Here is a 22,566-nt window from a genome sequence, read left to right on the forward strand (position 1 = left end):
GGGGCACCAGGAACCTCACCTGACCCGCCGCAGGCCCGTGAGGGGCGCCTGGAGGCCCCTCACGGGCCTCCCGACGCATTCCCCCCGCACCCCACCCGAAGTCACCCCGAAGCCGCGCGTGCCCGAGTCGGCCCCGCCGGCCGGCCCCGCCGCCCGGGAAATCGCCCGTCCGGATGATGCGCTCTGCGCGGCACATCCCCTTACGGGGTGCATTGCCTGATCCACAAGAGTGATCATCTGTGACGGGAGTCACCTCATGTGTTTTTGAGACGCACGCTTTTATGGGGCCCATACGCCCACTCGATTTTATATGTGCCATTGCACCCACCCCCGCCGGCTCCGCACACCCGCTCGATAACCCCCTGACCAGGGCATAAAAAAGATCGCGCTGGACCCGGCGGAGTCCAGCGCGATCGAACGACTGATGAACCTGTTGGGGCAGGTCCGGTCGTTTGAAGCTCTGTGGGTCTCATCGGATTGGGGGACCCGATATAGACCCGGCAATAAGGGGTGCTGCGGAACCTCAGGCCTCGCTGCGCTGCTGCGGAATTCCCGCAAGCAGTGCGCGGACCTCAGCCTCGCGGTAACGGCGGTGTCCACCCAGGGTGCGGATGGACGTGAGCTTGCCTGCCTTGGCCCAGCGGGTCACCGTCTTCGGGTCCACGCGGAACATCGTGGCAACCTCAGCCGGGGTCAGCAGCGGCTCGGCATCAGGGGTGCGAGCGGTCATGAGCGGCCTCCTCGGGAGAACCGAACCATCTCGGTTCTTTCCTCTAAATTCTGCACCTTGGCCCGCGTTGCCCGAAATGGACATACGCGGGCCGAGTCGGTTATAGGACGAACGGCTTGTCCTCGGCACTACAACTACACCATCCGTCCAGCCCTAAGGGCCAAACCGACGGAATTGCCCTCCGAGGTGTTCATCAGCGGCGGAAGCCGATGGACCGTCCCATAACGGACAGTCACCCCACTGTGACGATCAGTCACAGAGCGATCAGGAGTCGTCAGACCCCCCGTAGAGTGCAATACCGAGCATTCCGCCCTTAGTTGGACGGAAGGAACCCTCCCCGGACTCCTTGTCCTATTTTGGCACGAGGGTAGGGGAAGGGCGCAAGGGTGTAGAAAGTGCGGTCCGTCACGCTTGGGCCAATGGCCCGTATCGGGACGAAGGTCCCGGAACAAAGACCCAAAAGAGGGCATCACGGCCTTGAGCTGGCCGTTCTCTTCCGTGCTCGGCCGATCGCCGGATGGACAACCGCACCCGGAGTCGCTACCCGGGTCGCGCAGGTCACTCGGACCGAAACCGGAACCGAGCGACTCAATTGGCGAAGAGTCTCTCCCGGACCGCCCGCCACCGCTCCGCCAGGGCCCCGTACGTCCGCGCCGCCCCGTCCCGGTCCCCGGCCCGCAGGGCCGCGAGTCCCGCCGCCAGGTCCGCCGCCGAGTGATCGGCATCGAGCCGGTCCGCCGGCAGGGCGTGCAGCAGCCCGCCGTAGTCCAGCTCCACCATCGAGCGGGGGTGGAACTCCTCCAGCCAGCTCCCGACCTCCACCAGCCCGTCGGCGAGCATCCCGTACCCGTCCGCCTCCCGCAGGGTCCGCAGCCCCCGCGCGAGCCGGCGCCGGGCCTGCACCATCGGGGTCCGGTAGCGCAGCCCCTCGCCCGGCACGTACTCCCGCTCCTCGTCGGACACCAGCACGAACCAGCGCAGCGGCACCTGCCAGACCCCCGTACGGATCCACGGCCGCGCATCGGGATTGCGCCCGCGCCAGTCCTCGTACTCCTCGGCCGCGCGGCGGCGGGCGGCCGCGGGCAGGGCGGCGTCGAGCACCGGGAGCGGGAACTCGGCCACCAGCTCCTGGAGCGCGAGCCAGCCGCGCAGCCTCGTCCGCCAGGGGCAGACCAGCAGGACCCCGTCGACCTCGGCGGTGAAGGCGTCCGCGCTCTCGTGCGCCGGGACCCCGACCACGGGCACCCGTACCAAGTCCACCAGCGACCGTCGCAGTTCGTCCTGGGCCGTCGGGGTGGCCCCGCGCCGGGCGTAGTCGGCCCAGTGGGTGCGCTCGGGCTCCGGGAAGGCCGTCAGCGGCTCGTAGACGCGCAGGTAGGAGGCGTAGGGGACGGCGGGGGCCGAGCGGGCGGAGGGCAGCCGGGGATCGGGGGATTCGCTCACGCTCTCGTACTCCCCCGCCCCGCCCGGCGCTACTCCGACGGCGGCCCGCTGCCCCGCCCGCGCGCCGGGCCGTCACCCCGGAACGTCCCGATCTCCGGACAGGGAGGATCGCGGAGCCCCGCAGGTCTTACGCTGCTCCCAGCACGCCCTCCCCCACCCGCAGGGCGGGCGTCTTTCCCGCCGCATCTCATCCATGGGAGTCACCACCGTGACCGAAATGACCGACGGCGTCCTGCACACCCTGTTCCGCAGTGAACAGGGCGGCCACGAGCAAGTCGTGCTGTGCCAGGACCGAGCCTCCGGCCTGAAGGCCGTCATCGCGATCCACTCCACCGCCCTGGGCCCGGCCCTCGGCGGTACGCGGTTCCACGCGTACGCCTCCGACGAGGAGGCCGTCCTCGACGCGCTGAACCTCTCGCGCGGCATGTCGTACAAGAACGCGCTCGCCGGGCTCGACCTCGGCGGCGGCAAGGCCGTCATCATCGGCGACCCGGACGTACTGAAGTCCGAGGAACTGCTGCTGGCCTACGGCCGGTTCGTCGAGTCCCTCGGCGGCCGCTACGTGACCGCCTGCGACGTCGGCACCTACGTGGCCGACATGGACGTCGTGGCCCGCGAGACCCGCTGGGCGACCGGCCGTTCCCCCGAGAACGGCGGCGCCGGCGACTCCTCGGTCCTCACCGCCTTCGGCGTCTTCCAGGGCATGCGCGCCAGCGCCCAGCACCTGTGGGGCGACCCGACCCTGCGCGGCCGCAAGGTCGCCGTCGCGGGCGTCGGCAAGGTCGGCCACCACCTGGTCGAGCACCTGCTGCAGGACGGCGCCGAGGTCGTCATCACGGACGTCCGCGCCGAGTCCGTGCAGCACATCCTTGAAAAACACAGCCTCGACAAGTACGCCGGCAAGGTGACCGCCGTCGCCGACACCGAGGCGCTGATCCGCGTGGAGGGCCTGGACATCTACGCCCCCTGCGCGCTCGGCGGGGCCTTGAACGACGACTCCGTGCCCGCCCTCACCGCCAAGATCGTCTGCGGCGCCGCGAACAACCAGCTCGCGCACCCGGGTGTGGAGAAGGACCTCGCGGACCGCGGGATCCTCTACGCGCCGGACTACGTGGTCAACGCGGGCGGGGTCATCCAGGTCGCCGACGAGCTGCGCGGCTTCGACTTCGACCGCTGCAAGGCCAAGGCCGCGAAGATCTTCGACACCACGCTGGAGATCTTCGCACGTGCGAAGGCGGACGGGATTCCGCCGGCCGCGGCCGCCGACCGCATCGCCGAGCAGCGGATGGCGGACGCCCGCAGCGCGGCACGCACCGTCTGACCCTCACGGGGCCCTTATGGGGCTTCTGGGCGGCCCTCCGGGGCGCAGCGAGACGGAACTCACTGCGCTTCGGCGGGTCGCCCGTCAGGAAACGGCTAAAATCGCAGCTGACCAGCGAGGACGGGGCGCCTTGCTGGTACTGCACCGGGGCGCGTCATGCGGGCGGCGTACCGTATGGCCGCGGAAGCAGGTACCGTTAAACCCCTACGGACGGTCTCTCCACGGAGAGCCCGCTCCGAACCATGAACGCGTGTCAGACTCTGGGGCCGTCGAGCCCCGTCACCGAGGGGGTCGAGCCATGGGGCGCGGCCGGGCAAAGGCCAAGCAGACGAAGGTCGCCCGCCAGCTGAAGTACAGCAGCGGCGGGACTGACTTGTCGCGTCTGGCCAATGAGCTGGGCGCATCGCACACGGAACCGCTGCCTGTCAGCGAGCCGGTCGTCGATGACGAGCTTGATGATGATGACGAGGACGACCCGTACGCCAAGTACGCGGAGCGCTACAACAGCGATGACGAGGACGAGGACGAAGAGTCCGGTCCGTCCGTCTACCGTCGCGGTGCTTGACGCGCCACTCGGCGTCGGACTCGCGGTGCGCTGATCCTCATCCTCAGCAGCGGCACACAGCTTCACATGTACGGAAACCCGGTCCAGGGCATCGCCCCGGGCCGGGTTTCCGTGCTGTTCGCACTGGTGGGAGCCGGTGGTGGCCGTGCTCCCCGAGCCGGTCAGCTCGCGTAGTCGCCGGTCATCGTCGCGCCCTCGGTGTGGTCGCCGCGGTCGAGGATCTCTCCCGCGACCCAGGCGTCGACGCCCCGGTCGGCCAGGGCGGTCAGGGCCACGTCCACCGAGTCCTGCGGGACCACGGCCATCATGCCGACGCCCATGTTCAGCGTCTTCTCCAGCTCCAGGCGCTCCACCTGACCGGCCTTGCCGACCAGGTCGAAGATCGCGCCCGGGGTCCAGGTCGAGCGGTCGACCGTGGCGTGCAGGTGGTCCGGGATCACCCGGGCGAGGTTCGCCGCGAGGCCGCCGCCCGTGATGTGGGAGTAGGCGTGCACGTCGGCCGTGCGGGTGAGGGCCATGCAGTCCAGCGAGTAGATCTTGGTGGGCTCCAGCAGCTCCTCGCCGAGGGTCCGGCCGAGCTCCTCGACGTGGCCCTCCAGGGACATTCCGGCCCGGTCGAAGAGGACGTGGCGGACCAGCGAGTACCCGTTCGAGTGAAGACCGGAGGACGCCATCGCGATGACGGCGTCGCCCGTACGGATGCGGTCCGCGCCCAGCAGGCGGTCGTACTCGACGACGCCGGTGCCGGCGCCCGCCACGTCGAAGTCGTCCGGGCCCAGCAGGCCCGGGTGTTCGGCGGTCTCGCCGCCGACCAGGGCGCAGCCGGCCAGGACACAGCCCTCGGCGATGCCCTTGACGATGGCCGCGACGCGCTCGGGGTGAACCTTGCCGACGCAGATGTAGTCGGTCATGAAGAGCGGCTCGGCGCCGCAGACGACGATGTCGTCCATGACCATCGCGACGAGGTCGTGGCCGATGGTGTCGTACACGCCCATGCGGCGGGCGATGTCCACCTTGGTGCCGACGCCGTCGGTCGCGGAGGCGAGCAGGGGGTGCTCGTAGCGCTTGAGGGCGGAGGCGTCGAAGAGGCCGGCGAAACCGCCGAGGCCGCCGAGGACCTCGGGGCGCTGCGTCTTCTTCACCCACTCCTTCATCAGCTCGACGGCGCGGTCTCCCGCGTCGATGTCCACGCCCGCGGCTGCGTAGCTGGCACCGGTGGTCTTCTCTGTCATGACAGGAGAGAGCTTTCGTGTCGTTGCTGCGTGTGATGCGAGGCCCCGGAAAAGCCTGAAAGAGCAGGCCTCGCGCAGGTTGAGCAGGATGAAGGGGGAGGGGAGGGGAGGGGGCCATGGTCCGCGGGCTCGGGCGAGCCCGCGGACCATGGCGTTGCCTCGGGCCCTACGGGCGCCGGAGTGCGTCGGCGGCGTCGGTGCCGCCGGCCAGCTCCGTCTCCAGGAGCTGCTTGCCCAGGAGCTGCGGGTCGGGCAGTTCCATGGGGTACACGCCGTCGAAGCACGCACGGCAGAGGTTGGGCTTCTGGATGGTCGTCGCTTCGATCATCGAGTCGAGCGAGATGTACGAGAGCGAGTCCGCGCCCAGCGACGTGGCGATCTCGTCGACCGTCATGCCGTTGGCGATCAGCTCGGCCCGGGTGGCGAAGTCGATGCCGAAGAAGCACGGCCACTTCACCGGCGGCGAGGAGATCCGGATGTGGACCTCCGCCGCGCCGGCCTCGCGGAGCATCTTGACCAGGGCGCGCTGGGTGTTGCCGCGGACGATCGAGTCGTCGACGACCACCAGGCGCTTGCCCCGGATGACTTCCTTGAGGGGGTTGAGCTTGAGGCGGATGCCGAGCTGGCGGATCGTCTGCGAGGGCTGGATGAAGGTCCGGCCCACGTAGGCGTTCTTGACCAGGCCCACGCCGTACGGAATCCCACTGGCCTCGGCGTAGCCGACGGCGGCGGGCGTGCCCGATTCCGGCGTCGATATCACCAGGTCGGCGTCGGCCGGGGCTTCCTTGGCCAGGCGCCGTCCCATCTCGACACGCGAGAGGTAGACGTTCCGGCCGGCGATGTCGGTGTCCGGGCGCGCCAGGTAGACGTACTCGAAGACACAGCCCTTGGGCTTTGCTTCCGCGAAACGAGAGGTCCGCAGGCCGTTCTCGTCGATCGCGATGAGCTCGCCCGGCTCGACCTCGCGGACGAAGCTGGCGCCACAGATGTCGAGGGCGGCGGTCTCGCTCGCCACCACCCAGCCGCGCTCCAGGCGGCCGAGGACCAGCGGGCGGATGCCCTGCGGGTCACGGGCGGTGTAGAGCGTTCCCTCGTCCATGAAGACGAGCGAGAAGGCACCCTTCACCTTCGGGAGGACCTTGGTGGCCGACTCCTCGATGGTCAGGGGCTTGCCGTCGTCGTCCGTCTGGCCGGCCAGCAGGGCGGTGACCAGGTCGGTGTCGTTGGTGGCCGCCACCTGGGTGGCACGGCCGTCCTGACGGGGGAGGTCGGCGACCATCTCGGCCAACTCGGCGGTGTTCACCAGGTTGCCGTTGTGACCCAGGGCAATGGAGCCGTGGGCGGTCGCACGGAAGGTCGGCTGAGCGTTCTCCCAGACGGAGGCGCCAGTGGTCGAGTAGCGGGCGTGACCGACCGCGATATGACCCTGGAGCGAGCCGAGAGAGGTTTCGTCGAAGACTTGGGAAACGAGGCCCATGTCCTTGAAGACGAGGATCTGGGAACCGTTGCTCACAGCGATACCCGCGGACTCTTGTCCGCGGTGCTGCAATGCATACAGTCCGAAGTAGGTGAGCTTGGCGACCTCTTCACCCGGAGCCCAGACACCGAAGACGCCGCAAGCGTCCTGGGGGCCCTTTTCGCCGGGGAGCAGGTCGTGGTTGAGTCGTCCATCACCACGAGGCACGTCTCCGAGTGTAGGCGAGATCGACCACTGGTCCGAATTGGGGATGCCCGGGAAATGTCACAGCACGCAGGGTGACGGAACCTGTTCGTCTCAATATCCGGATTGCCCTGGTTGACAGTCGCCTGTGGTTTCGTACAAGCTCCGGCTCATGCAGCCTCTCGGTGACCGCACCGTCACCCTCGTCGCGCGCCGACACGTGGACCTCGTCCGTGTCGCCAGCGCCATCTGTCGCTGTTCTGCGTAGCTCGCGCCGCTTTTCCTTTTCTTTTCACCTTTCCCCGCCGCTTTCCGTCCGTGTCTGCTCCGGCATGCGCTCCGCCGCGCCCTGCGCCGCCCCGCGCTGCCCCGAGCCGGCCCGCTCCGGAGGGCCGACGGGCCCTGCTCTGGAGTACCCGTGACCTCGTACGAACCCAACCTGTCCCGGCGCGCCTTCGGCGGCGCGGTCGGCGCGACCGCGGCCGCCGCGGCGGTGGGACTGGGCGCCGCCGCCCCGGCCCACGCGGCGCCCCCCGCCGAAGCGCAGCACGCGAGCCCGCAGGAGCGGGAGTTCCGGGCCGAGCGGGGACGCCGTTCCCACCGCCCGAACATCCTGTTCATCCTCGGGGACGACCTCGGCTGGGCCGACCTGTCCTCCTACGGCTCCCCGCACATCAAGACCCCGAACCTGGACCGGCTCGCCCGCCAGGGCGTCCGCTTCACCGACGCCTACTCGGGCTCCGCGACCTGCTCCCCGACCCGCTTCAGCCTGTACACCGGCCGCTACCCGGGCCGCGCCAAGGGCGGCCTCGCCGAGCCCATCGCCGACAAGACGGCGGGCCTGGAGCCGACCCACCCGACGCTGGCCTCGCTGCTGCGCGGCTCCGGGTACACGACCGCGCTGATAGGCAAGTGGCACTGCGGCTTCCTGCCCGACTACAGCCCGACCAAGTCGGGCTGGGACGAGTTCTTCGGCAACTTCAGCGGGGCCCTGGAGTACTACTCCAAGCTGTCCGGCGACGGCTCGTACGACCTCTACGAGGGCGACGCAGAGTACAAGGACCTGCGCTACTACACGCGGATCCTGACCGAGCGGGCCGGCGAGTACGTCTCCCGCGACCACGGCGACAAGCCGTGGCTGCTGAACCTCAACTTCACCACCCCGCACTGGCCGTGGATCGCCGACGGGGACACCGAGGCGAGCGCCGAGGTCACCCGCCGGATCAAGGCCGGCGACAGGCGGGCCCTGTGGCACGAGGACGGCGGGTCCATCGAGAAGTACAAGCAGATGGTGGAGGACCTCGACCGCTCGATCGGCGAGGTGCTGAAGGCGCTGAAGCGCTCCGGCCAGGAGGAGGACACCCTGGTCTTCTTCGCCAGCGACAACGGGGGCGAGCGCTTCTCCCACAACTGGCCGCTCGCCGGCAACAAGTCCTCCCTCCAGGAGGGCGGCATCCGCGTCCCGACCATCGTGCGCTGGCCCGCCCGGCTCGACGGCGGCCAGGTCAGCCACGTGCCGGTCTTCACCCCGGACTGGACGGCCACCCTGCTGGAACTGGCGGGCGCCCGCGCGAACCCGGCGTACCCGCTGGACGGGGTCAGCCTGGCCGGGTACCTGCTGCGCGGCGAGGAGGTCGCCGAGCGGAACCTGTTCTGGCGGGTGCGCGGGGAGCGGGCACTGCGCCGCGGGGACTGGAAGTACTACCGCGGCAAGGCGGGCCGCGACCAGCTCTTCAACCTGGCCGGGGACATCCGCGAGCAGGCCGACAAGGCGGCGCTGGAGCCGGCCCGGCTGGCCGAACTGCGGGCGGCCTGGGAGAAGACGGACGCGGGGCTGCTGCCGTACCCGGGCTGAGCCGCCGAGGCGGGAGCCCGTGACGTGGTCCACAGCCTGTGGAAGGCTGTGGATCATGACGGACCTGATACCTGAACCCAGTGAGTACGTACGCCGGTTGCCGATCGGCGAACCGATCCCCTTCTCCTCCGAGGGCATCCCGATGTGGGACACCTTCCCGTTCGAGGGTGAGCTGCGGGTCAGGCCGCTGGACGAGCCCGTCCTGCCCGAGCCGCCCCGCAACGGGGAGGCCGGGCCGGAGGGGTGCGAGGGCTGCGTGCCGGCGGACTCCGACTTCCTGTGGACGGACGAGCACTGGCGGTTGATGGGCCTGCACGGCTCGCTGTCCGCCATCCTCATGCTGATCCCGCGCGGCCATCACGATCTGCTGGACCTGCCGGCCGAGCGGGCCGCCGAGCTGGGCGGGATGGCCCAGCGGATCGAGCGGGCCGTACGCACGCTCGGAGGGATCGGCCGCGTGCACGTCAGCAAGGTCGGCGACGGGGGCGCCCACCTGCATCTCTTCCTGATGGCCCGGCCCGAGGGGATGCTGCAGTTGCGCGGCTCCTGCCTGCCGCTGTGGGACGACGTGCTGCCGAGGCTCCCCGACGAGGTGTGGGCCGAGTCCGCGCGCCGGATCGCCGCGGCGATGGCGAAGGACGGCGGGACCGCGCACGTCTGAGGCCCGGGGTCACTCGACGGCCGAGGCCGCCTTCGCGGTGATGCCGGTGCCCGAACCGGGTGCTGTGAGGGTGAGGGCCTCGCCCTGGACCTTCCAGGTGAGCGGGCCGCTGCCGAACAGCTCGGTCAGCGCCCGCTCGACCTCCCCCGGTCCGCCCTCGCAGGCCATCCGGGTGCTGGTGAGGGGGCCGACGGTGAGCTTGTCGCCCTCGACGGCGGCGCTCGCGTTGAAGCGGTTGCAGCCGAGGTTGCCGCTCACGTTCCCGTCCGCGGCCACGGTGAAGCGGGCCCGGCCCTCGGCGCCGGCCGGGACCGAGGAAGCCGTCTCCCCCTTGATCAGGGAATCGACGGTCCACTGCGTGGCGACGAACGGGGCCGCGGGGGCCGGGGGCTTCGAGCTCAGGGCGATCGTGTTGCCGTCCGAGGTCTTCAGCGTGATCTTCTCCTGGCCCTGTTCCACGGTCAGCGGGCCCCGGAAGAGCCTGGCGAAGGCCGTCTCGAACGGCAGGTCGGGGCAGGCCATGTCGGTGTGGACGCCGGGCGACACGGTCATGACGGTCGCCGAGTCGAAGATCACCGCGGCGGTGAAGCCGTTGCAGCCGTAGTTGCCGCTGGCCTCGGCCTCGTAACCCTTGCCGCGCTCCACGGACAGCCGGGCGGCGGCCGGGGCCCGCAGCGTCTTGCCGTCGACGGTGAGGCTCTCGACCGACCAGGGGCCGGAGAACCCGCGGGCGGGTTGCGTCCCCGGCGCGGCGCCGTCGTCACCGCAGGCGGTGGAGGTGACGGACAGCGCGAGTACGGCGACCAGGGCGGCGGGGAAGAGCGGCAGCGTACGCATGCCGGTGGGACGCGCCAGGCTGCGAACCGGTTCCCGGATCAGCTCATCAGGGGGAGCAGCGCCGAGAGGTCGGCGCGCTCGCCGCTGGCCCGGACCTGGGCCCCGTCCAGTGCTTCGCCCCAGCTCGTCCGGCCGGTGGCGAGCCGGATCCAGGTCAGCGGGTCGGTCTCCACCACGTTCGGCGGGGTGCCGCGGGTGTGCCGGGGCCCTTCGACGCACTGCACCACCGCGAACGGCGGGACGCGGAACTCCACCGCCCCGCCCGGAGCCTTGAGCGCGAGGGCGTCGGCGAGCAGCCGGGTGCAGGCGGCCAGGGCCTGGCGGTCCACGGGGATGTCCAGTCCGGTGGCGCGGCGCAGGTCGTCGGTGTGGACGACGAGCTCGACGGTGCGGGTGACCAGGAAGTCGGCCAGGGTCATGGCCCCGATCCACAGGTCGAGCACGCGGCTGCCGGGGTTCGCGTCGAGCGCCTCGGCCAGGCGGGCGCCGGCCCGGTCGTAGAGCTCGGCGAGCGGGGCGCCCTCCAGGTTCTCCTTCGCGGCCTCGGCGATCTTCCCGGCGAGCGAGGCCGTCGCGAAGGGCCACTCGGCGGCGGACAGTTCGGCGACGGCGGCGGGCGGCCGGGCGAGGCCGCCGGCCAGCGAGTCGGCGATCCACGCGATGTGCGCGGCCAGCTCCGCGACGGACCAGTGCCCGACCCCGCTGGGCCGGGCGAGCCGCTCGGGGTCCAACTCCCGTACGGCGTCCCGTACGTGCCCGAACTGCGCGAGGACGGCCGTACGGGTCCGGGCGTGGTCGTAGGTGCGCGGCTTCTTCTTGGCGGGCGGCATGGGGCCGACCCTACGCCGCCGGGCGCCCGGGGTCCGGTAGCCGTCAGGTCGTGGGGGCCGCGGGCAGGGTGGTCTCGCACCCGGCCTTCGCCGCCGCGCGCAGGGCCGCCTCGCGGGCCAGCGCCGCCAGGGCCCCGGGCTCGCCGCGGTGCGCGCGGTCCCCTTCGCGCACGGCCGTCACCCGCAGGGAGGTCACCCCGGCGGACTCGGCCGGGGCGGCGCACTTCGCAGTCACCTCTACGCTGCGGGTCCCGAGGACGAACCGGCTTTCGCCCGGCTCGGCGTCCTTGGAGGCGACGACCTTGAGCGAGAAGTACTCCTCCATCTGCTCCTGCCCCTCGAAGGTCACCGCCCGGCGCAGCACGCACACCTGGCCCCCCGTGCCGGTGGAGTCCACCTTGTCCGCGTGGCCGCCGAACCGCATCACCGCATCCGGGTCCACCAGCCCCTCACAGGCCTCGTTGATCTCCGCCCGGCTGTCCTGGCGGGTCCCGTACTGCTCGTAGACGAACCAGCCGCCCACACCGAGGGCGGCCGCGCACACGACCAGACCGACCACCCCGCCCGTACCGGGCCTTCGGCCCCTGCTCCCGGACATCCGTCCCCCCTGCCCCCGTGGCCGCCACCCGTGCGGACGTCCTGCCGGAACGGACGAGCCCCCGCCCGGAAAGGTTCCGGACGGGGGCTCGGAAAAACGGCGGATCAGGCGAGCAGCGCCGGGATCGTGGTCTCGTGCGCGGTGCGGAGTTCGGCCAGGGGGAGGGTGAACTCGCCCTGGATCTCGATCTCCTCGCCGTCGACCACACCGATCCGGGCCGCCGGCAGGCCCCGCGCGCCGCACATGTCGGTGAAGCGGAGCTCCTCGCTGCGCGGGACGGCCACGATGGCCCGGCCCGCGGACTCGGAGAACAGGAAGGTGAAGGCGTCCAGCGCCTCCGGCACCACGATCCGCGCACCGTTGCCGCCGCGCAGGCAGGACTCGGTGAGCGCCTGGATCACGCCGCCGTCGGACAGGTCGTGCGCGGCGTCGATCATGCCGTCGCGCGAGGCCGAGATGAGGATCTCCGCGAGGAGCTTCTCGCGGCCCAGGTCCACCTTGGGCGGCATGCCGCCGAGGTGCTGGTGGACCACCTCGGACCAGGCCGAGCCGCCGAACTCCTCGGCGGTGTCGCCGAGCAGGTACAGCAGCTGGCCGGCCTCCGCGAACGCCATCGGCGTACGGCGGTTGACGTCGTCGATCACACCGAGGACCGCCACGACCGGGGTCGGGTGGATCGCGATGTCGCCCGTCTGGTTGTAGAGGGAGACGTTGCCGCCGGTCACCGGGGTGCCCAGCTCCAGGCAGCCGTCGGCGAGACCGCGGCAGGCCTCGGCGAACTGCCACATGACGTCCGGGTCCTCGGGGGAGCCGAAGTTCAGGCAATCGGAGATCGCGAGGGGCTTGGCGCCGGTCGCGGCCACGTTGCGGTAGGACTCGGCCAGTGCGAGCTGCGCACCCGTGTAGGGGTCGAGCTTCGCGTAGCGGCCGTTGCCGTCCGTGGACATGGCCACGCCGAGGTTGGTCTCCTCGTCGATGCGGACCATGCCGGCGTCCTCGGGCTGCGAGAGCACCGTGTTGCCCTGGACGAAGCGGTCGTACTGGTCGGTGATCCAGGACTTCGAGGCCTGGTTCGGGGAGGAGACCAGGGCCAGGACCTGCGCGCGGAGCTCCTCGGAGGTCTGCGGGCGGGGCAGCTTGCCGGCGTCGTCGGCCTGGAGCGCGTCCTGCCAGGAGGGGCGCGCGTACGGGCGGTTGTAGACCGGACCCTCGTGGGCGACGGTGCCCGGGGGCACGTCCACGATCTGCTCGCCGTGCCAGAAGATCTCCAGGCGCTCGCCGTCGGTCACCTCACCGATGACGGTGGCGATGACGTCCCACTTCTCACAGATCTCCATGAAGCGGTCGACGTACTGCGGCTCGACGATCGCGCACATGCGTTCCTGCGACTCGCTCATGAGGATTTCCTCGGGCGAGAGCGTCGCGTCGCGCAGCGGGACGGTGTCCAGCTCGACCCGCATGCCGCCGGAGCCGGCGGAGGCGAGCTCGGAGGTCGCGCAGGAGAGCCCGGCGCCGCCGAGGTCCTGGATGCCCGCGACCAGCTTCTCCTTGAAGATCTCCAGGGTGCACTCGATGAGGAGCTTCTCCTGGAAGGGGTCGCCGACCTGCACCGCGGGGCGCTTGGTGGGCTTGGTGTCGTCGAAGGTCTCGGACGCGAGGACCGAGACGCCGCCGATGCCGTCGCCGCCCGTGCGGGCGCCGTAGAGGATGACCTTGTTGCCCGGGCCGGAGGCCTTGGCGAGGTGGATGTCCTCGTGCTTCATGACGCCGATGCAGCCGGCGTTGACGAGGGGGTTGCCCTGGTAGCAGGCGTCGAAGACGACCTCGCCGCCGATGTTCGGCAGGCCGAGGCAGTTTCCGTAGCCGCCGATGCCCGCGACGACGCCCGGCAGGACGCGCTTGGTGTCGGGGTGGTCGGCCGCGCCGAAGCGCAGCGGGTCGACGACGGCGACCGGGCGGGCGCCCATGGCGAGGATGTCGCGGACGATGCCGCCGATGCCGGTGGCCGCGCCCTGGTAGGGCTCGATGTACGACGGGTGGTTGTGCGACTCCACCTTGAAGGTGACCGCGTAGCCCTGGCCGACGTCGACGACTCCGGCGTTCTCGCCGATGCCGACGAGCATGGCGTCGTTCTGCGGGACCTTCTCGCCGAACTGCTTCAGGTGGACCTTGCTGCTCTTGTACGAGCAGTGCTCGGACCACATGACGGAGTACATGGCGAGCTCGGCGCCGGTGGGACGGCGGTCGAGGATCTCGCGGATCCGGGCGTACTCGTCCTCCTTGAGGCCGAGTTCCTTCCAGGGCTGGGAGGCGTCCGGGGTCTCGGTGGCGTTCTTGACGGTGTCGAGGCTCATGCGCTGACCAGCTTCTTCAGGACCGAGGTGAAGAACGGGAGGCCGTCGGTGCGGCCCGTCCCGATCAGCGGCTCGACCGCGTGCTCGGGGTGCGGCATGAGGCCCACGACGTTGCCCGCGGCGTTGGTGATGCCGGCGATGTCGCGCAGCGAGCCGTTGGGGTTGCCGCATCCATCAGCGGCTTCGCCGCGGACCACGTACCGGAAGGCCACTCGGCCTTCGGCCTCCAGTTCGTCCAGCACCCGCTCGTCGGCCACGTAGCGGCCGTCCATGTTCTTGAGCGGTACGGAGATCTCCTCGCCGGCGGTGTAGTCGCCGGTCCAGGCGGTCTCCGTGTTCTCCACCCGCAGCTTCTGGTCGCGGCAGATGAAGTGCAGGTGGTTGTTGCGGAGCATCGCCCCCGGCAGCAGGTGGGCCTCGGTGAGGATCTGGAAGCCGTTGCAGATGCCGAGGACGGGCATGCCGCCCTTGGCCTGCTCGATGATGCTCTCCATCACCGGCGAGAAGCGGGAGATGGCTCCGGCGCGCAGGTAGTCCCCGTAGGAGAAGCCGCCCGCGAGGACGACCGCGTCGACCTGGTGGAGGTCCTTGTCGCGGTGCCAGAGCGATACGGGCTCGGCTCCCGCGAGGCGCACGGCGCGCAGAGAGTCACGGTCGTCGAGCGTTCCGGGGAACGTGACGACTCCGATGCGAGTGGTCACCGTCAGGCCTCGACCTTCACGGTGAAGTCTTCGATGACGGTGTTGGCGAGGAAGGTTTCGGCCATCTTGTGGATGCGGTCGAGGGCGGCCTGGTCGACCGGTCCCTCCACCTCCAGTTCGAAGCGCTTCCCCTGGCGGACGTCGGCGATCCCTTCGAATCCCAGGCGCGGCAGTGCACGCTGCACCGCCTGGCCCTGGGGGTCGAGGATCTCCGGCTTGAGCATGACGTCGACTACGACGCGTGCCACTGGCACTCCCGATGAGGTGGTTGGTGCGAAGGCGGTTCCCTCAGCGTACCTGGAGGAAATTTCTACGCGGGTAGATATCTCTCTTGTACGATCCTCCACGCCGTTTCGGCTTCACCAACGCTTCGCAAAATCCGCCGGAAAACCACGCGCCCGGCATTGCGGCGGGACACGCGGAGATAATTAACTGGGCTTCGCAATGCAATGAGAATCGGGGTACAAAGGATTCCTCCGATGCACCGGCATTTTTCGGTGCACGGCGACGCCAGAAAGATGCATTCCTCCGAAACATCCACACAGGCGACATCACCGCTCCGTCCGCGCACGTCAGCGGGAGCGGCGTCGCACGAAGGGACCGATATCCGTGGCGCAGCGTGTAGTAGTCACGATCTCCGACGACATCGATGGCGGAGATGCATCGGAAACGGTGGTCTTCGGGCTGGACGGTAAGTCGTACGAGATCGACCTCAATGTGGCCAACGCAAAGAAACTGCGGAAGGGCCTCGCCCCGTTCGTGGCCGCCGGCCGCCGGCAGGCCCGGTCCGGGAAGGCCTTCAAGCACACCGCCATCGCCCCCGACCCGGCGGTCGTCCGGGCCTGGGCCCGCTCCCACCAGCACGACGTCCCGCCGCGCGGACGGATCCCCAAGAAGATCTACGAGGAGTACAACGCCGCGCACTGAGAGCCGATTTGCCATCCACCCCCACCGGTCCGCTAAGGTGTGGATCACGCCAAGGGGCGAGGCCGCAGGTCAGACCCCGAAGTCGTGCGGGTGTAGTTCAGTAGCAGAACATCCCCCTTCCAGGGGGAAGGCGCAGTGTGCGATCCCTGTCACCCGCTCTGCTCGCTTTACCGACCACGGTTGTGGATCAGGTAGAGTGATGCACGCATCGCACGGCAGTTTCGTCGTGGGAAGCATGCGGACGTAGCTCAGTTGGTAGAGCACCACCTTGCCAAGGTGGATGTCGCGCGTTCGAGTCGCGTCGTCCGCTCAGCGTATGAAGGCCCCGGTCAATGACCGGGGCCTTTGTCGTATGCCCGGTTATCGGAGATCCCGGCCCCGAGATCCATGACAGGTGTCATGGCCTCCCCGGCCCGGAGCCCGCGAGACTGGGGCCATGAAACTCAGCGGCTGGTGGAAGAACCGCAGCAGCGCGGGGAAGGTCGAGCTGTACACGCGCTGGTCGTTCCACTTCTTCGTGGTCATCGAGATCGCGTCGATCGGACTGGCCGTGCTGGGCTCGACCGCCGGAAAGGGCTCGGCAGTGGTGCCGGTCGCGCTCTTCCTGACGGTGTGCGCGCACTCCCTGCTCGTCGGCTTCCTCTCCTCCCGGTCGCTTGACTGGATCCTGGGGCGGCGCGAGCGCCCGGTGCGGCTCGCGGTCACCGTCACCGCCCTGACCGCCGCCGCCGCCCTGGGCATCCTCGGCCTGCGCGCGGCCGGGCTCATCAGCGACCCGGCAGTGGCCCCGACGCTCGTCGCCGGCATGAGCTGCTTCACCAGCGGCACGCTCGTCCTGTGTCTGCGCAAGGTCCGGCAGATGCGCTATGTGGCTCCGGCCACGGCCGCCTTCGTCGGCCTGGCGTCCGTCGCCTCCGGCGTCCCGGCCGGCGAGTCCGCGGGGCTGGCCGTCGGGGCGCTGCTGACCAGTTCCCTCCTGTGCGCGACCTGCGGGTTCTCCGGCTGGCTGCTCGACACCGTGTACGAGCTGGACCGGGCCCGCGAGGTCCAGGCGCAGCTCGCGGTGGCCGAGGAGCGGCTGCGGTTCGGCCGGGACCTGCACGACGTGATGGGCCGCAACCTGGCGGTGATCGCCCTCAAGAGCGAGCTGGCCGTGCAGCTCGCGCGGCGCGAACGCCCCGAAGCCGTCGACCAGATGATCGAGGTCCAGCGGATCGCCCGGGAGTCCCAGAGAGAGGTCCGCGACGTGGTCCGCGGCTACCGGGAGGCGAACCTCGCGGTGGAGCTGGAGGGTGCGCGGGGGGTGCTGCACGCGGCCGGGATGGACTGCCTGGTCGAGTACGAACAGGGCCGCGCGCTGCCCGCCGAGGCCCAGTCGGCGCTCGGCTGGGTGGTGCGCGAGGCGACGACGAACGTGTTGCGGCACGGCGACGCCCGCAGCTGCGTGATCCGGCTGACGGCGGGCCCCTCGGGCGCGCTCACGCTGGTGGTGGAGAACGACGGGGCCCCCAAGGCCCCGGCAGGGCCGCCGGGCTCGGGGCTCGCGGGCCTGCGGGAACGGCTCGCGGTGCTGGACGGCACGCTGGAGGCCGGCCCGGTGGACGGTGGCCGGTTCCGGCTGCGGGCGCAGATTCCCGGCCCGGCGGCCGGGCCGATCCGAGAAGTGGAGGCGCGGGCATGAGCCCCGTACGCGTACTGCTGGCCGACGACGAGCACCTGATCCGGGGTGCGCTCGCCGCTCTGCTGGGACTGGAGGACGATCTGCTGGTCGTCGCCGAGGCCGCCTCGGGGCCCGAGGCGCTCGCGATGGCGCGGGCCCACCGGCCGGACGTGGCGGTGCTGGACCTGCAGATGCCGGGGGCCGACGGTGTGAGCGTGGCCACATCCCTGCGGGCCGAACTCCCCGACTGCAAGACCATGATCGTGACCAGCCACGGGCGGCCCGGGCACCTGAAACGGGCCCTCGCCGCGGGCGTACGGGCCTTCGCGCCGAAGACCGTTTCGGCGCAGCGGCTGGCCGAACTGATCCGGACCGTGCACGCCGGAGGCCGTTACGTGGACCCGGAGTTGGCGGCCGACGCGATCAGCGCGGGCGACTCCCCGCTGACCGCCCGCGAGGCCGAGGTGCTGGAACTGGCGGGGGACGGGGCGCCGATCGCGGAGATCGCGGAGCGGGCCTCGCTGTCCCCGGGGACGGTACGGAACTACCTGTCCTCGGCGGCGACGAAGCTGGGCGCCGAGAACCGGCACACGGCAGTGCGTCTCGCGCGGTCCCGGGGTTGGGTATAGTAGTTCTCGCGCTACGGCGCACCTGCGGACATAGCTCAGTTGGTAGAGCACCACCTTGCCAAGGTGGATGTCGCGCGTTCGAGTCGCGTTGTCCGCTCAGCAGTGAAGAAGCCCCGGTCCTCGGACCGGGGCTTCTTTCGTTTCCGGGCCGTTTCCGGCTCGGTTCCGGCTTGGCTTCGGGGCCCCGTTTCCGGGGCCCCTTCGCCGTTCTTCGCCGTGTGTGGGCTCAGGCCCAGGTCTGGCCGGTGAGGCGCTCGTAGGCCTCGACGTAGCGGGAGCGGGTCTGCTCCACGACCTCCTGCGGGAGGGCGGGCGGCGGGAGTTCGCCCTTGGAGTCCCAGCCGGAGGCCGGGGAGGACAGCCAGTCGCGGACGTACTGCTTGTCGAAGGACGGCTGGCTGTGGCCCGGCTCCCACAGGTCGGCCGGCCAGAAGCGGGAGGAGTCCGGGGTCAGCACCTCGTCGGCGGCGACCAGGTTGCCGTCCTTGTCGAAGCCGAACTCGAACTTGGTGTCCGCCAGGATGATCCCGCGGCCGCGGGCGATGTCCCGGGCCCGGCCGTAGACGGCGAGGGTGGTCTGGCGCAGCAGGGCGGCCGTCTCGGCGCCCTGGGTGCGCGCGACCTCCTCGTAGGAGACGTTCTCGTCGTGCTCGCCGACCTCGGCCTTGGCGGCCGGGGTGAAGATCGGGCCGGGCAGCTCGGAGCCGTCGACCAGGCCCTCGGGCAGGCCCAGTCCGCAGACCGTACGGGTCTTCTCGTACTCGGCGAGGCCCGAGCCGGTCAGGTAGCCGCGGGCCACGCACTCCACGGGGACCATGTCGAGGTTCCGGCAGACCAGGGCGCGGCCGGCCCAGTCGGCGGGGGCGCCGGCGGGCAGCTCGGTGCTGATGACGTGGTTCGGGACGAGGTCCGCGAGCTGGTCGAACCACCACAGCGAGAGCTGGGTCAGGATCCGGCCCTTGTCCGGGATCTCGGTGGGCAGCACCCAGTCGGCGGCGGAGATGCGGTCGCTGGCGACCATGACGAGATGGCCGTCCTCGTCGCGGTAGAGGTCGCGGACCTTGCCGGTGTGGAGGTGGACGAGGCCGGGCACCTCGACCGGCTCGGGCTTTTCGACGAATCCGGGCACGGAGTCTCCCTGTGGTTCTGTACGAGCGCGCGGCTCATTCTCCCGTACCGGATCGCGAACACGGACAACGGGTCCGGGTCAGTCCCTCTTGCAGATGCGGTCGAGGAGATTGGCCGTGGCCCGCTGGACCCGCTCGTCCACGTGCCCGGGGCGGTCGAGGGCCGGGGACCAGGCGAAGGTTCCGGACGCGAAGACGAGCGCGCCGCTGGGCGCCCGGTAGAGGGAGGTCTCCTGGTGGCGGCGGTGGCCCTCGCCGTCCTCGTACGGGGAGTGCGCGAGCAGGATCCGGCTCTGGTGCTCGGGGAGCTGCGTGCGCGGGAAGTACCGGTCGGCCTCGCCCGCGACCAGGCCGGGCAGTTCGTCGTTCTCGGCGGCTCCGGTGGAGTCCCAGAGCCAGTGCGTGGCATTGCGCACGATGAGGGGCGCGGGCTCGGGCACCCGTCCCGCGTACTGGATGCCGAGCAGTTGCTGCTCCGGGCGGTCCACCTCGCGCCAGAGGCTGGGGCGGCCGGGGCCGCGGCGTTTTCGGCAGGTGAGGAGCCGGTCGTCGACCCCGGAGGGCGAGGGGGAGAGCTCGACCTGCCAGTACATGGTGTTGGCGGAGAGGAAGACGAGCGAGGTGCCGTGGTCGCGGGCGCGCTCCACGGTGCGGCGCATGGGGCCGGACCAGTACTCGTCGTGGCCCGGGAAGACCAGGCCGCGGTAGCGGGTGGGGTCGACGCGGCCGGCGTGCAGGTCCCGGGCATCGGCGTAGGCGAGGTCGTAGCCGTAGCGCTCGGCCCAGCGGATGAAGTCGTAGGCGTGGCCCACGTGCAGGGGCAGGCCCGCGCCGGCGTAGGGGCGGTCGAAGGAGACGGTGATGGCGGCGTCGCGCTCGCCGAGCAGCCGGCCCTCCTCGTCCCAGGCGTGGTAGAGGCTCGCGCCCGTTCTGCCGTCCTCCGGGTAGAGGTTGTAGGCCTGCCAGGTGATGTCGGGCAGCAGGAGCAGCAGATCGGCCGGGTGGTCGTCGCGCACCGTGAAGGGGATGTGCGAGCGGTACCCGTCGGCGGTCGTCAGGACCGCCACATAGGCGCCGATGCTCCAGTACGAGGGGACCTGGAGCCGCCAGGAGAGCCACCAGTGGTGGCAGGAGACGGTGCGGTCCGCGGTCAGGGGCGCGGGCTGGACGATGCCGGAGAGCCGGGGACTGGTGGTGATCTTGGAGGCGCCGTCGCCGCCGTAGTGCCCGATGCGGTAGACGTCCACGGAGAACTGCTGGGGCGGATCCACGGTGATGTGGAAGTCGATGGCCTCACCGGGCGCGACGGCTCCGGTGGAGGCGAACCCCTTGATCTGCCGGTGCACGTCGTCGGCGGTGCGGGGGCCGCCCGCGCCACGGGCGCGCGGGATCTGCTGCCCGGGTCCGGCGGCGACGGCCGGGTCCACGTACCAGGGCACGACCTGGCCGTTGTCGTCGTAGTAGAGCTCGCTCCCCCGGAACCACGGCAGGGGGCCCTGGCCGAAGGGATCGGTCACCGCGTGCGCGAGCGCACCTGACTCCCAACGCCGGATCTGCTCCGCACCCATACCGCTGCTCCCCTCCCTCGCTCCCCCGAATGCCGCGACCGATCCCCAGCACATCACATAACGCACGCACTCCGTCACCGTTCGTCGCGAAAAGTTCAACGGAGACCCCGCCCGCGCCCAGTCCTGGGGCACGGGGGGCCTGAGGGGCCCGGGGGCCGGGACCCGGGGGGCCGAGCCACCGGGGGCCGGGGCCCTAGACCAGGCGGACCGGCTTCTCCGGGCGTACGCCGACCTCCGCCAGCCAGTCCCGGAGCGGGCCGGGGTCCCGGTCCTCCACGAGCGACAGCACCGGTCCGGCGAGGTCGGCCCGCCGCACCCCGGCCACCAGCAGGACGGGCCCGTCCAGCCAGTCCAGACCGGGCTCGCCCCCGGCGGAGTCGACGGCGGCGCAGCACACCAGCGCCACGACGTGGTCCGCCAGCAGGTCCCGCCCGCTGCGCGGAGCCTCCAGCGGGAACAGCGGCAGGGCGTCGGCCCCGCGGCCCGCGGCGGCGGCCGGGGCGGGCACGGCCTCCCGTGCCAGGTCACCGCTCAGCCGGCCCGCCAGGGCGTCGGCATCGGCGCCCGCGAGGTAGGTCAGCACCCGCTCCACCGTGGACGCGGCGGGCACCGAGGAAGGCGACAGCACGTCCAGTGCGGCCAGCAGGCGGGCCGCCTCCGTGCGCCACTTCCGGTCGACGACCTCCTCCGGATAGGCCGCCCAGTCCACCGGCGACCAGTCCGGACCGGCCTCGGCCGGTCCGCCGTGGAACAGCCGCGCCGCCAGCAGCGAGGCGGCCTCGTCCACCACACCCGGCTGGTCCAGCAGATCGCACGCAGGGCGCTCGCCCAGGCGTGAGGTGAACCCGTCGGCCAGCCGGTCGCGGCGGGACAGCTCGGTCAGCGCGGAGACGACGCCCGCATCCAGGTGCGCGGGCCAGCGGCCCATCCGCCAGGCGGGCAGCGCGACGCGGGTCAGCAGCCGGTCCCAGCCGGCGTACGCCAGCCCGACCTGCTCCTGGGCGACGATGCGCAGCGCGTAGTCCACACCCTGTGCACGGTCCGAGGCGGCGGCGGCGACCCCGCGCTCCATCTCGGCGGCGTCCACCCTGCACAGCCGCAGCAGCAGCCGGGCGGGGGCGGCGATCCAGCCGAGGAAGCGCCGGCCGCCCACGTCCACGGCGGCGTCGAGGCCCCGTACGAATCCGCGTGCGTCGGCTATGTCCGGGTGCGCGGAGGGACCCGTACCGGCGACGACGGGCGCGAGGACGGCGCGCAGCTCGGCGACCCTCATCCACCACAGGAACGGCGAGCCGATCACCAGCACCGGGGCGGCGCCGGGCTCGGACTCCGGGCCGCCGGCTCCGGCGGCCCCACCTGATATGAGCGTGCGGCCGCGGGCGCGGCGGTGCGCCGCGTGCGTACGGTCCTCCAGCCAGCTGTCGCAGTCGGGGGTCAGGGCTATCGCGGAGGGCGCCGGAACGTCCATCCGGTCCGCCAGGTCCCGCACGAGCCGGTAGAGATCGGGGGCGGCGGACTCCGACAGCGGCACGGTCGGGGTCATGGCGGGGCTCGCCCGCAGCACGACGGCGGCGAAGATCCCGCCGACGAGCAGGACGAAGGCGGCGACGGCGCACACGGCGAGGGTCACGGCCGGCCAGGGGTCGCCGGCGAGCCGGCCCGTCGTACGGGCGCTCACCAGCACCACGGCCAGCGCGGCGGGCAGCAGCCCGACGGCCAGTGCCCTGCTGCGCACACGCAGCACGGCCAAGGCACGGGAACGCGCGGACGGCGTACCCACTTCAGCGGTCGAACCGGTTCCGGACACGGCCGGACCTCACCCCCTCTGCCATGCGGCGGCGTTGCTCACTCCCCCACTGTGACACCAG

Annotated in this window: 21 protein-coding genes and 3 tRNA genes; 11 read left to right on the forward strand and 13 right to left on the reverse strand. The window is 71.2% G+C overall.

Annotated features, from left to right (window positions below; all coding sequences use genetic code 11):
- Positions 1 to 523 precede the first annotated feature (523 nt).
- Positions 524 to 730, reverse strand: coding sequence for a developmental transcriptional regulator BldC (gene bldC, locus AC3IYI_RS19700; protein ID WP_003949541.1), 207 nt, complete (start codon positions 728 to 730; stop codon positions 524 to 526).
- Between the two features lie 588 nt (positions 731 to 1,318).
- Positions 1,319 to 2,149 carry a DUF8083 family protein gene (locus AC3IYI_RS19705; RefSeq protein WP_489411593.1) on the reverse strand — a complete coding sequence of 277 codons (831 nt, stop codon included), beginning with the start codon at positions 2,147 to 2,149 and terminating at the stop codon, positions 1,319 to 1,321.
- 232 nt (positions 2,150 to 2,381) lie between these two features.
- Between AC3IYI_RS19705 and AC3IYI_RS19710 the strand changes: the two genes are divergently transcribed.
- The gene (locus tag AC3IYI_RS19710; RefSeq protein WP_489411401.1) at positions 2,382 to 3,494 is read left to right on the forward strand and encodes a Leu/Phe/Val dehydrogenase; all 1,113 of its coding nucleotides are present in this window, start codon (positions 2,382 to 2,384) and stop codon (positions 3,492 to 3,494) included.
- 298 nt (positions 3,495 to 3,792) lie between these two features.
- A complete protein-coding gene (locus AC3IYI_RS19715) occupies positions 3,793 to 4,059 on the forward strand; it encodes a DUF3073 domain-containing protein (RefSeq protein WP_243341155.1) in 267 nt (88 codons plus the stop codon).
- Positions 4,060 to 4,220: 161 nt separating this feature from the next.
- Here AC3IYI_RS19715 and purM read toward each other — a convergent pair whose 3' ends face one another.
- The gene (gene purM, locus AC3IYI_RS19720) at positions 4,221 to 5,291 is read right to left on the reverse strand and encodes a phosphoribosylformylglycinamidine cyclo-ligase (RefSeq protein ID WP_489411402.1); all 1,071 of its coding nucleotides are present in this window, start codon (positions 5,289 to 5,291) and stop codon (positions 4,221 to 4,223) included.
- 166 nt (positions 5,292 to 5,457) lie between these two features.
- Positions 5,458 to 6,975, reverse strand: coding sequence for an amidophosphoribosyltransferase (gene purF, locus AC3IYI_RS19725; protein WP_243341158.1), 1,518 nt, complete (start codon positions 6,973 to 6,975; stop codon positions 5,458 to 5,460).
- Between the two features lie 148 nt (positions 6,976 to 7,123).
- On the opposite strand from purF, the gene AC3IYI_RS19730 reads away from it, so the two are divergent.
- From AC3IYI_RS19730 to AC3IYI_RS19740, 3 genes are all read left to right on the forward strand, one after another.
- Complete coding sequence (locus tag AC3IYI_RS19730; protein ID WP_323187867.1) at positions 7,124 to 7,219, forward strand: putative leader peptide; 96 nt, start codon at positions 7,124 to 7,126, stop codon at positions 7,217 to 7,219.
- A 150-nt stretch (positions 7,220 to 7,369) separates the two neighbouring features.
- Complete coding sequence (locus tag AC3IYI_RS19735; RefSeq protein WP_489411403.1) at positions 7,370 to 8,806, forward strand: sulfatase family protein; 1,437 nt, start codon at positions 7,370 to 7,372, stop codon at positions 8,804 to 8,806.
- Positions 8,807 to 8,861: 55 nt separating this feature from the next.
- Complete coding sequence (locus AC3IYI_RS19740) at positions 8,862 to 9,467, forward strand: HIT family protein (protein ID WP_489411404.1); 606 nt, start codon at positions 8,862 to 8,864, stop codon at positions 9,465 to 9,467.
- A gap of 9 nt (positions 9,468 to 9,476) precedes the next feature.
- Here AC3IYI_RS19740 and AC3IYI_RS19745 read toward each other — a convergent pair whose 3' ends face one another.
- From AC3IYI_RS19745 to purS, 6 genes are all read right to left on the reverse strand, one after another.
- Positions 9,477 to 10,304 (reverse strand): META domain-containing protein, encoded by an 828-nt coding sequence (locus AC3IYI_RS19745; RefSeq protein WP_489411405.1) that lies wholly within the window; start codon positions 10,302 to 10,304, stop codon positions 9,477 to 9,479.
- Between the two features lie 38 nt (positions 10,305 to 10,342).
- Entirely contained in the window at positions 10,343 to 11,134 is a 792-nt protein-coding gene (locus AC3IYI_RS19750) for a maleylpyruvate isomerase family mycothiol-dependent enzyme (RefSeq protein WP_489411406.1), read from the reverse strand.
- Between the two features lie 43 nt (positions 11,135 to 11,177).
- Positions 11,178 to 11,732: a hypothetical protein gene (locus AC3IYI_RS19755; protein ID WP_489411407.1), complete on the reverse strand. Its 555-nt coding sequence runs from the start codon at positions 11,730 to 11,732 to the stop codon at positions 11,178 to 11,180.
- A 104-nt stretch (positions 11,733 to 11,836) separates the two neighbouring features.
- Positions 11,837 to 14,086 carry a phosphoribosylformylglycinamidine synthase subunit PurL gene (gene purL / locus AC3IYI_RS19760; protein ID WP_489411408.1) on the reverse strand — a complete coding sequence of 750 codons (2,250 nt, stop codon included), beginning with the start codon at positions 14,084 to 14,086 and terminating at the stop codon, positions 11,837 to 11,839.
- The gene (purQ, locus tag AC3IYI_RS19765; protein WP_489411409.1) at positions 14,083 to 14,787 is read right to left on the reverse strand and encodes a phosphoribosylformylglycinamidine synthase subunit PurQ; all 705 of its coding nucleotides are present in this window, start codon (positions 14,785 to 14,787) and stop codon (positions 14,083 to 14,085) included. Before purQ ends, purL begins: the two co-directional genes overlap by 4 nt.
- 2 nt (positions 14,788 to 14,789) lie before the next feature.
- Positions 14,790 to 15,035 (reverse strand): phosphoribosylformylglycinamidine synthase subunit PurS, encoded by a 246-nt coding sequence (gene purS, locus AC3IYI_RS19770; RefSeq protein WP_030009438.1) that lies wholly within the window; start codon positions 15,033 to 15,035, stop codon positions 14,790 to 14,792.
- Between the two features lie 361 nt (positions 15,036 to 15,396).
- Here purS and AC3IYI_RS19775 point away from each other — a divergent pair, with 361 nt between their 5' ends.
- The 6 genes from AC3IYI_RS19775 to AC3IYI_RS19800 all read left to right on the forward strand — a co-directional run bounded on the left by AC3IYI_RS19775 (position 15,397) and on the right by AC3IYI_RS19800 (position 18,100).
- A complete protein-coding gene (locus tag AC3IYI_RS19775) occupies positions 15,397 to 15,714 on the forward strand; it encodes a histone-like nucleoid-structuring protein Lsr2 (RefSeq protein WP_489411410.1) in 318 nt (105 codons plus the stop codon).
- Between the two features lie 86 nt (positions 15,715 to 15,800).
- Positions 15,801 to 15,872: transfer RNA gene (locus AC3IYI_RS19780), tRNA-Gly, on the forward strand.
- Between the two features lie 79 nt (positions 15,873 to 15,951).
- A tRNA-Gly gene (locus AC3IYI_RS19785) sits at positions 15,952 to 16,024 on the forward strand.
- 126 nt (positions 16,025 to 16,150) lie between these two features.
- Positions 16,151 to 17,395, forward strand: a complete 1,245-nt coding sequence (locus tag AC3IYI_RS19790; protein WP_489411411.1) for a sensor histidine kinase — start codon at positions 16,151 to 16,153, stop codon at positions 17,393 to 17,395.
- Positions 17,392 to 18,003, forward strand: coding sequence for a response regulator transcription factor (locus AC3IYI_RS19795; protein WP_243341173.1), 612 nt, complete (start codon positions 17,392 to 17,394; stop codon positions 18,001 to 18,003). Before AC3IYI_RS19790 ends, AC3IYI_RS19795 begins: the two co-directional genes overlap by 4 nt.
- Positions 18,004 to 18,027: 24 nt before the next feature.
- Positions 18,028 to 18,100, forward strand: a tRNA-Gly gene (locus AC3IYI_RS19800).
- A 129-nt stretch (positions 18,101 to 18,229) separates the two neighbouring features.
- Here the strand turns inward: AC3IYI_RS19800 and AC3IYI_RS19805 are convergent.
- The 3 genes from AC3IYI_RS19805 to AC3IYI_RS19815 all read right to left on the reverse strand — a co-directional run bounded on the left by AC3IYI_RS19805 (position 18,230) and on the right by AC3IYI_RS19815 (position 22,505).
- Positions 18,230 to 19,132 carry a phosphoribosylaminoimidazolesuccinocarboxamide synthase gene (locus tag AC3IYI_RS19805; protein ID WP_489411412.1) on the reverse strand — a complete coding sequence of 301 codons (903 nt, stop codon included), beginning with the start codon at positions 19,130 to 19,132 and terminating at the stop codon, positions 18,230 to 18,232.
- A 78-nt stretch (positions 19,133 to 19,210) separates the two neighbouring features.
- Positions 19,211 to 20,698 (reverse strand): N,N-dimethylformamidase beta subunit family domain-containing protein, encoded by a 1,488-nt coding sequence (locus AC3IYI_RS19810; protein ID WP_489411413.1) that lies wholly within the window; start codon positions 20,696 to 20,698, stop codon positions 19,211 to 19,213.
- A gap of 193 nt (positions 20,699 to 20,891) precedes the next feature.
- Entirely contained in the window at positions 20,892 to 22,505 is a 1,614-nt protein-coding gene (locus tag AC3IYI_RS19815; RefSeq protein ID WP_489411414.1) for a hypothetical protein, read from the reverse strand.
- Positions 22,506 to 22,566: the final 61 nt, after the last annotated feature.

The sequence above is a fragment of the Streptomyces sp. GL_148 genome (genome assembly GCF_057834205.1).

What these genes read in the sequence shown, in the direction of transcription:
- AC3IYI_RS19715 (WP_243341155.1), top strand. Translation starts at nt 3,793, where the DNA reads ATGGGGCGCGGCCGGGCAAAGGCCAAGCAGACGAAGGTCGCCCGCCAG.
- AC3IYI_RS19750 (WP_489411406.1), bottom strand. Translation starts at nt 11,134, where the DNA reads ATGCCGCCCGCCAAGAAGAAGCCGCGCACCTACGACCACGCCCGGACC.
- AC3IYI_RS19755 (WP_489411407.1), bottom strand. Translation starts at nt 11,732, where the DNA reads ATGTCCGGGAGCAGGGGCCGAAGGCCCGGTACGGGCGGGGTGGTCGGT.
- AC3IYI_RS19740 (WP_489411404.1), top strand. Translation starts at nt 8,862, where the DNA reads ATGACGGACCTGATACCTGAACCCAGTGAGTACGTACGCCGGTTGCCG.
- AC3IYI_RS19790 (WP_489411411.1), top strand. Translation starts at nt 16,151, where the DNA reads ATGAAACTCAGCGGCTGGTGGAAGAACCGCAGCAGCGCGGGGAAGGTC.
- AC3IYI_RS19810 (WP_489411413.1), bottom strand. Translation starts at nt 20,698, where the DNA reads ATGGGTGCGGAGCAGATCCGGCGTTGGGAGTCAGGTGCGCTCGCGCAC.
- AC3IYI_RS19745 (WP_489411405.1), bottom strand. Translation starts at nt 10,304, where the DNA reads ATGCGTACGCTGCCGCTCTTCCCCGCCGCCCTGGTCGCCGTACTCGCG.
- AC3IYI_RS19730 (WP_323187867.1), top strand. Translation starts at nt 7,124, where the DNA reads ATGCAGCCTCTCGGTGACCGCACCGTCACCCTCGTCGCGCGCCGACAC.
- purM (WP_489411402.1), bottom strand. Translation starts at nt 5,291, where the DNA reads ATGACAGAGAAGACCACCGGTGCCAGCTACGCAGCCGCGGGCGTGGAC.
- AC3IYI_RS19795 (WP_243341173.1), top strand. Translation starts at nt 17,392, where the DNA reads ATGAGCCCCGTACGCGTACTGCTGGCCGACGACGAGCACCTGATCCGG.
- purL (WP_489411408.1), bottom strand. Translation starts at nt 14,086, where the DNA reads ATGAGCCTCGACACCGTCAAGAACGCCACCGAGACCCCGGACGCCTCC.
- bldC (WP_003949541.1), bottom strand. Translation starts at nt 730, where the DNA reads ATGACCGCTCGCACCCCTGATGCCGAGCCGCTGCTGACCCCGGCTGAG.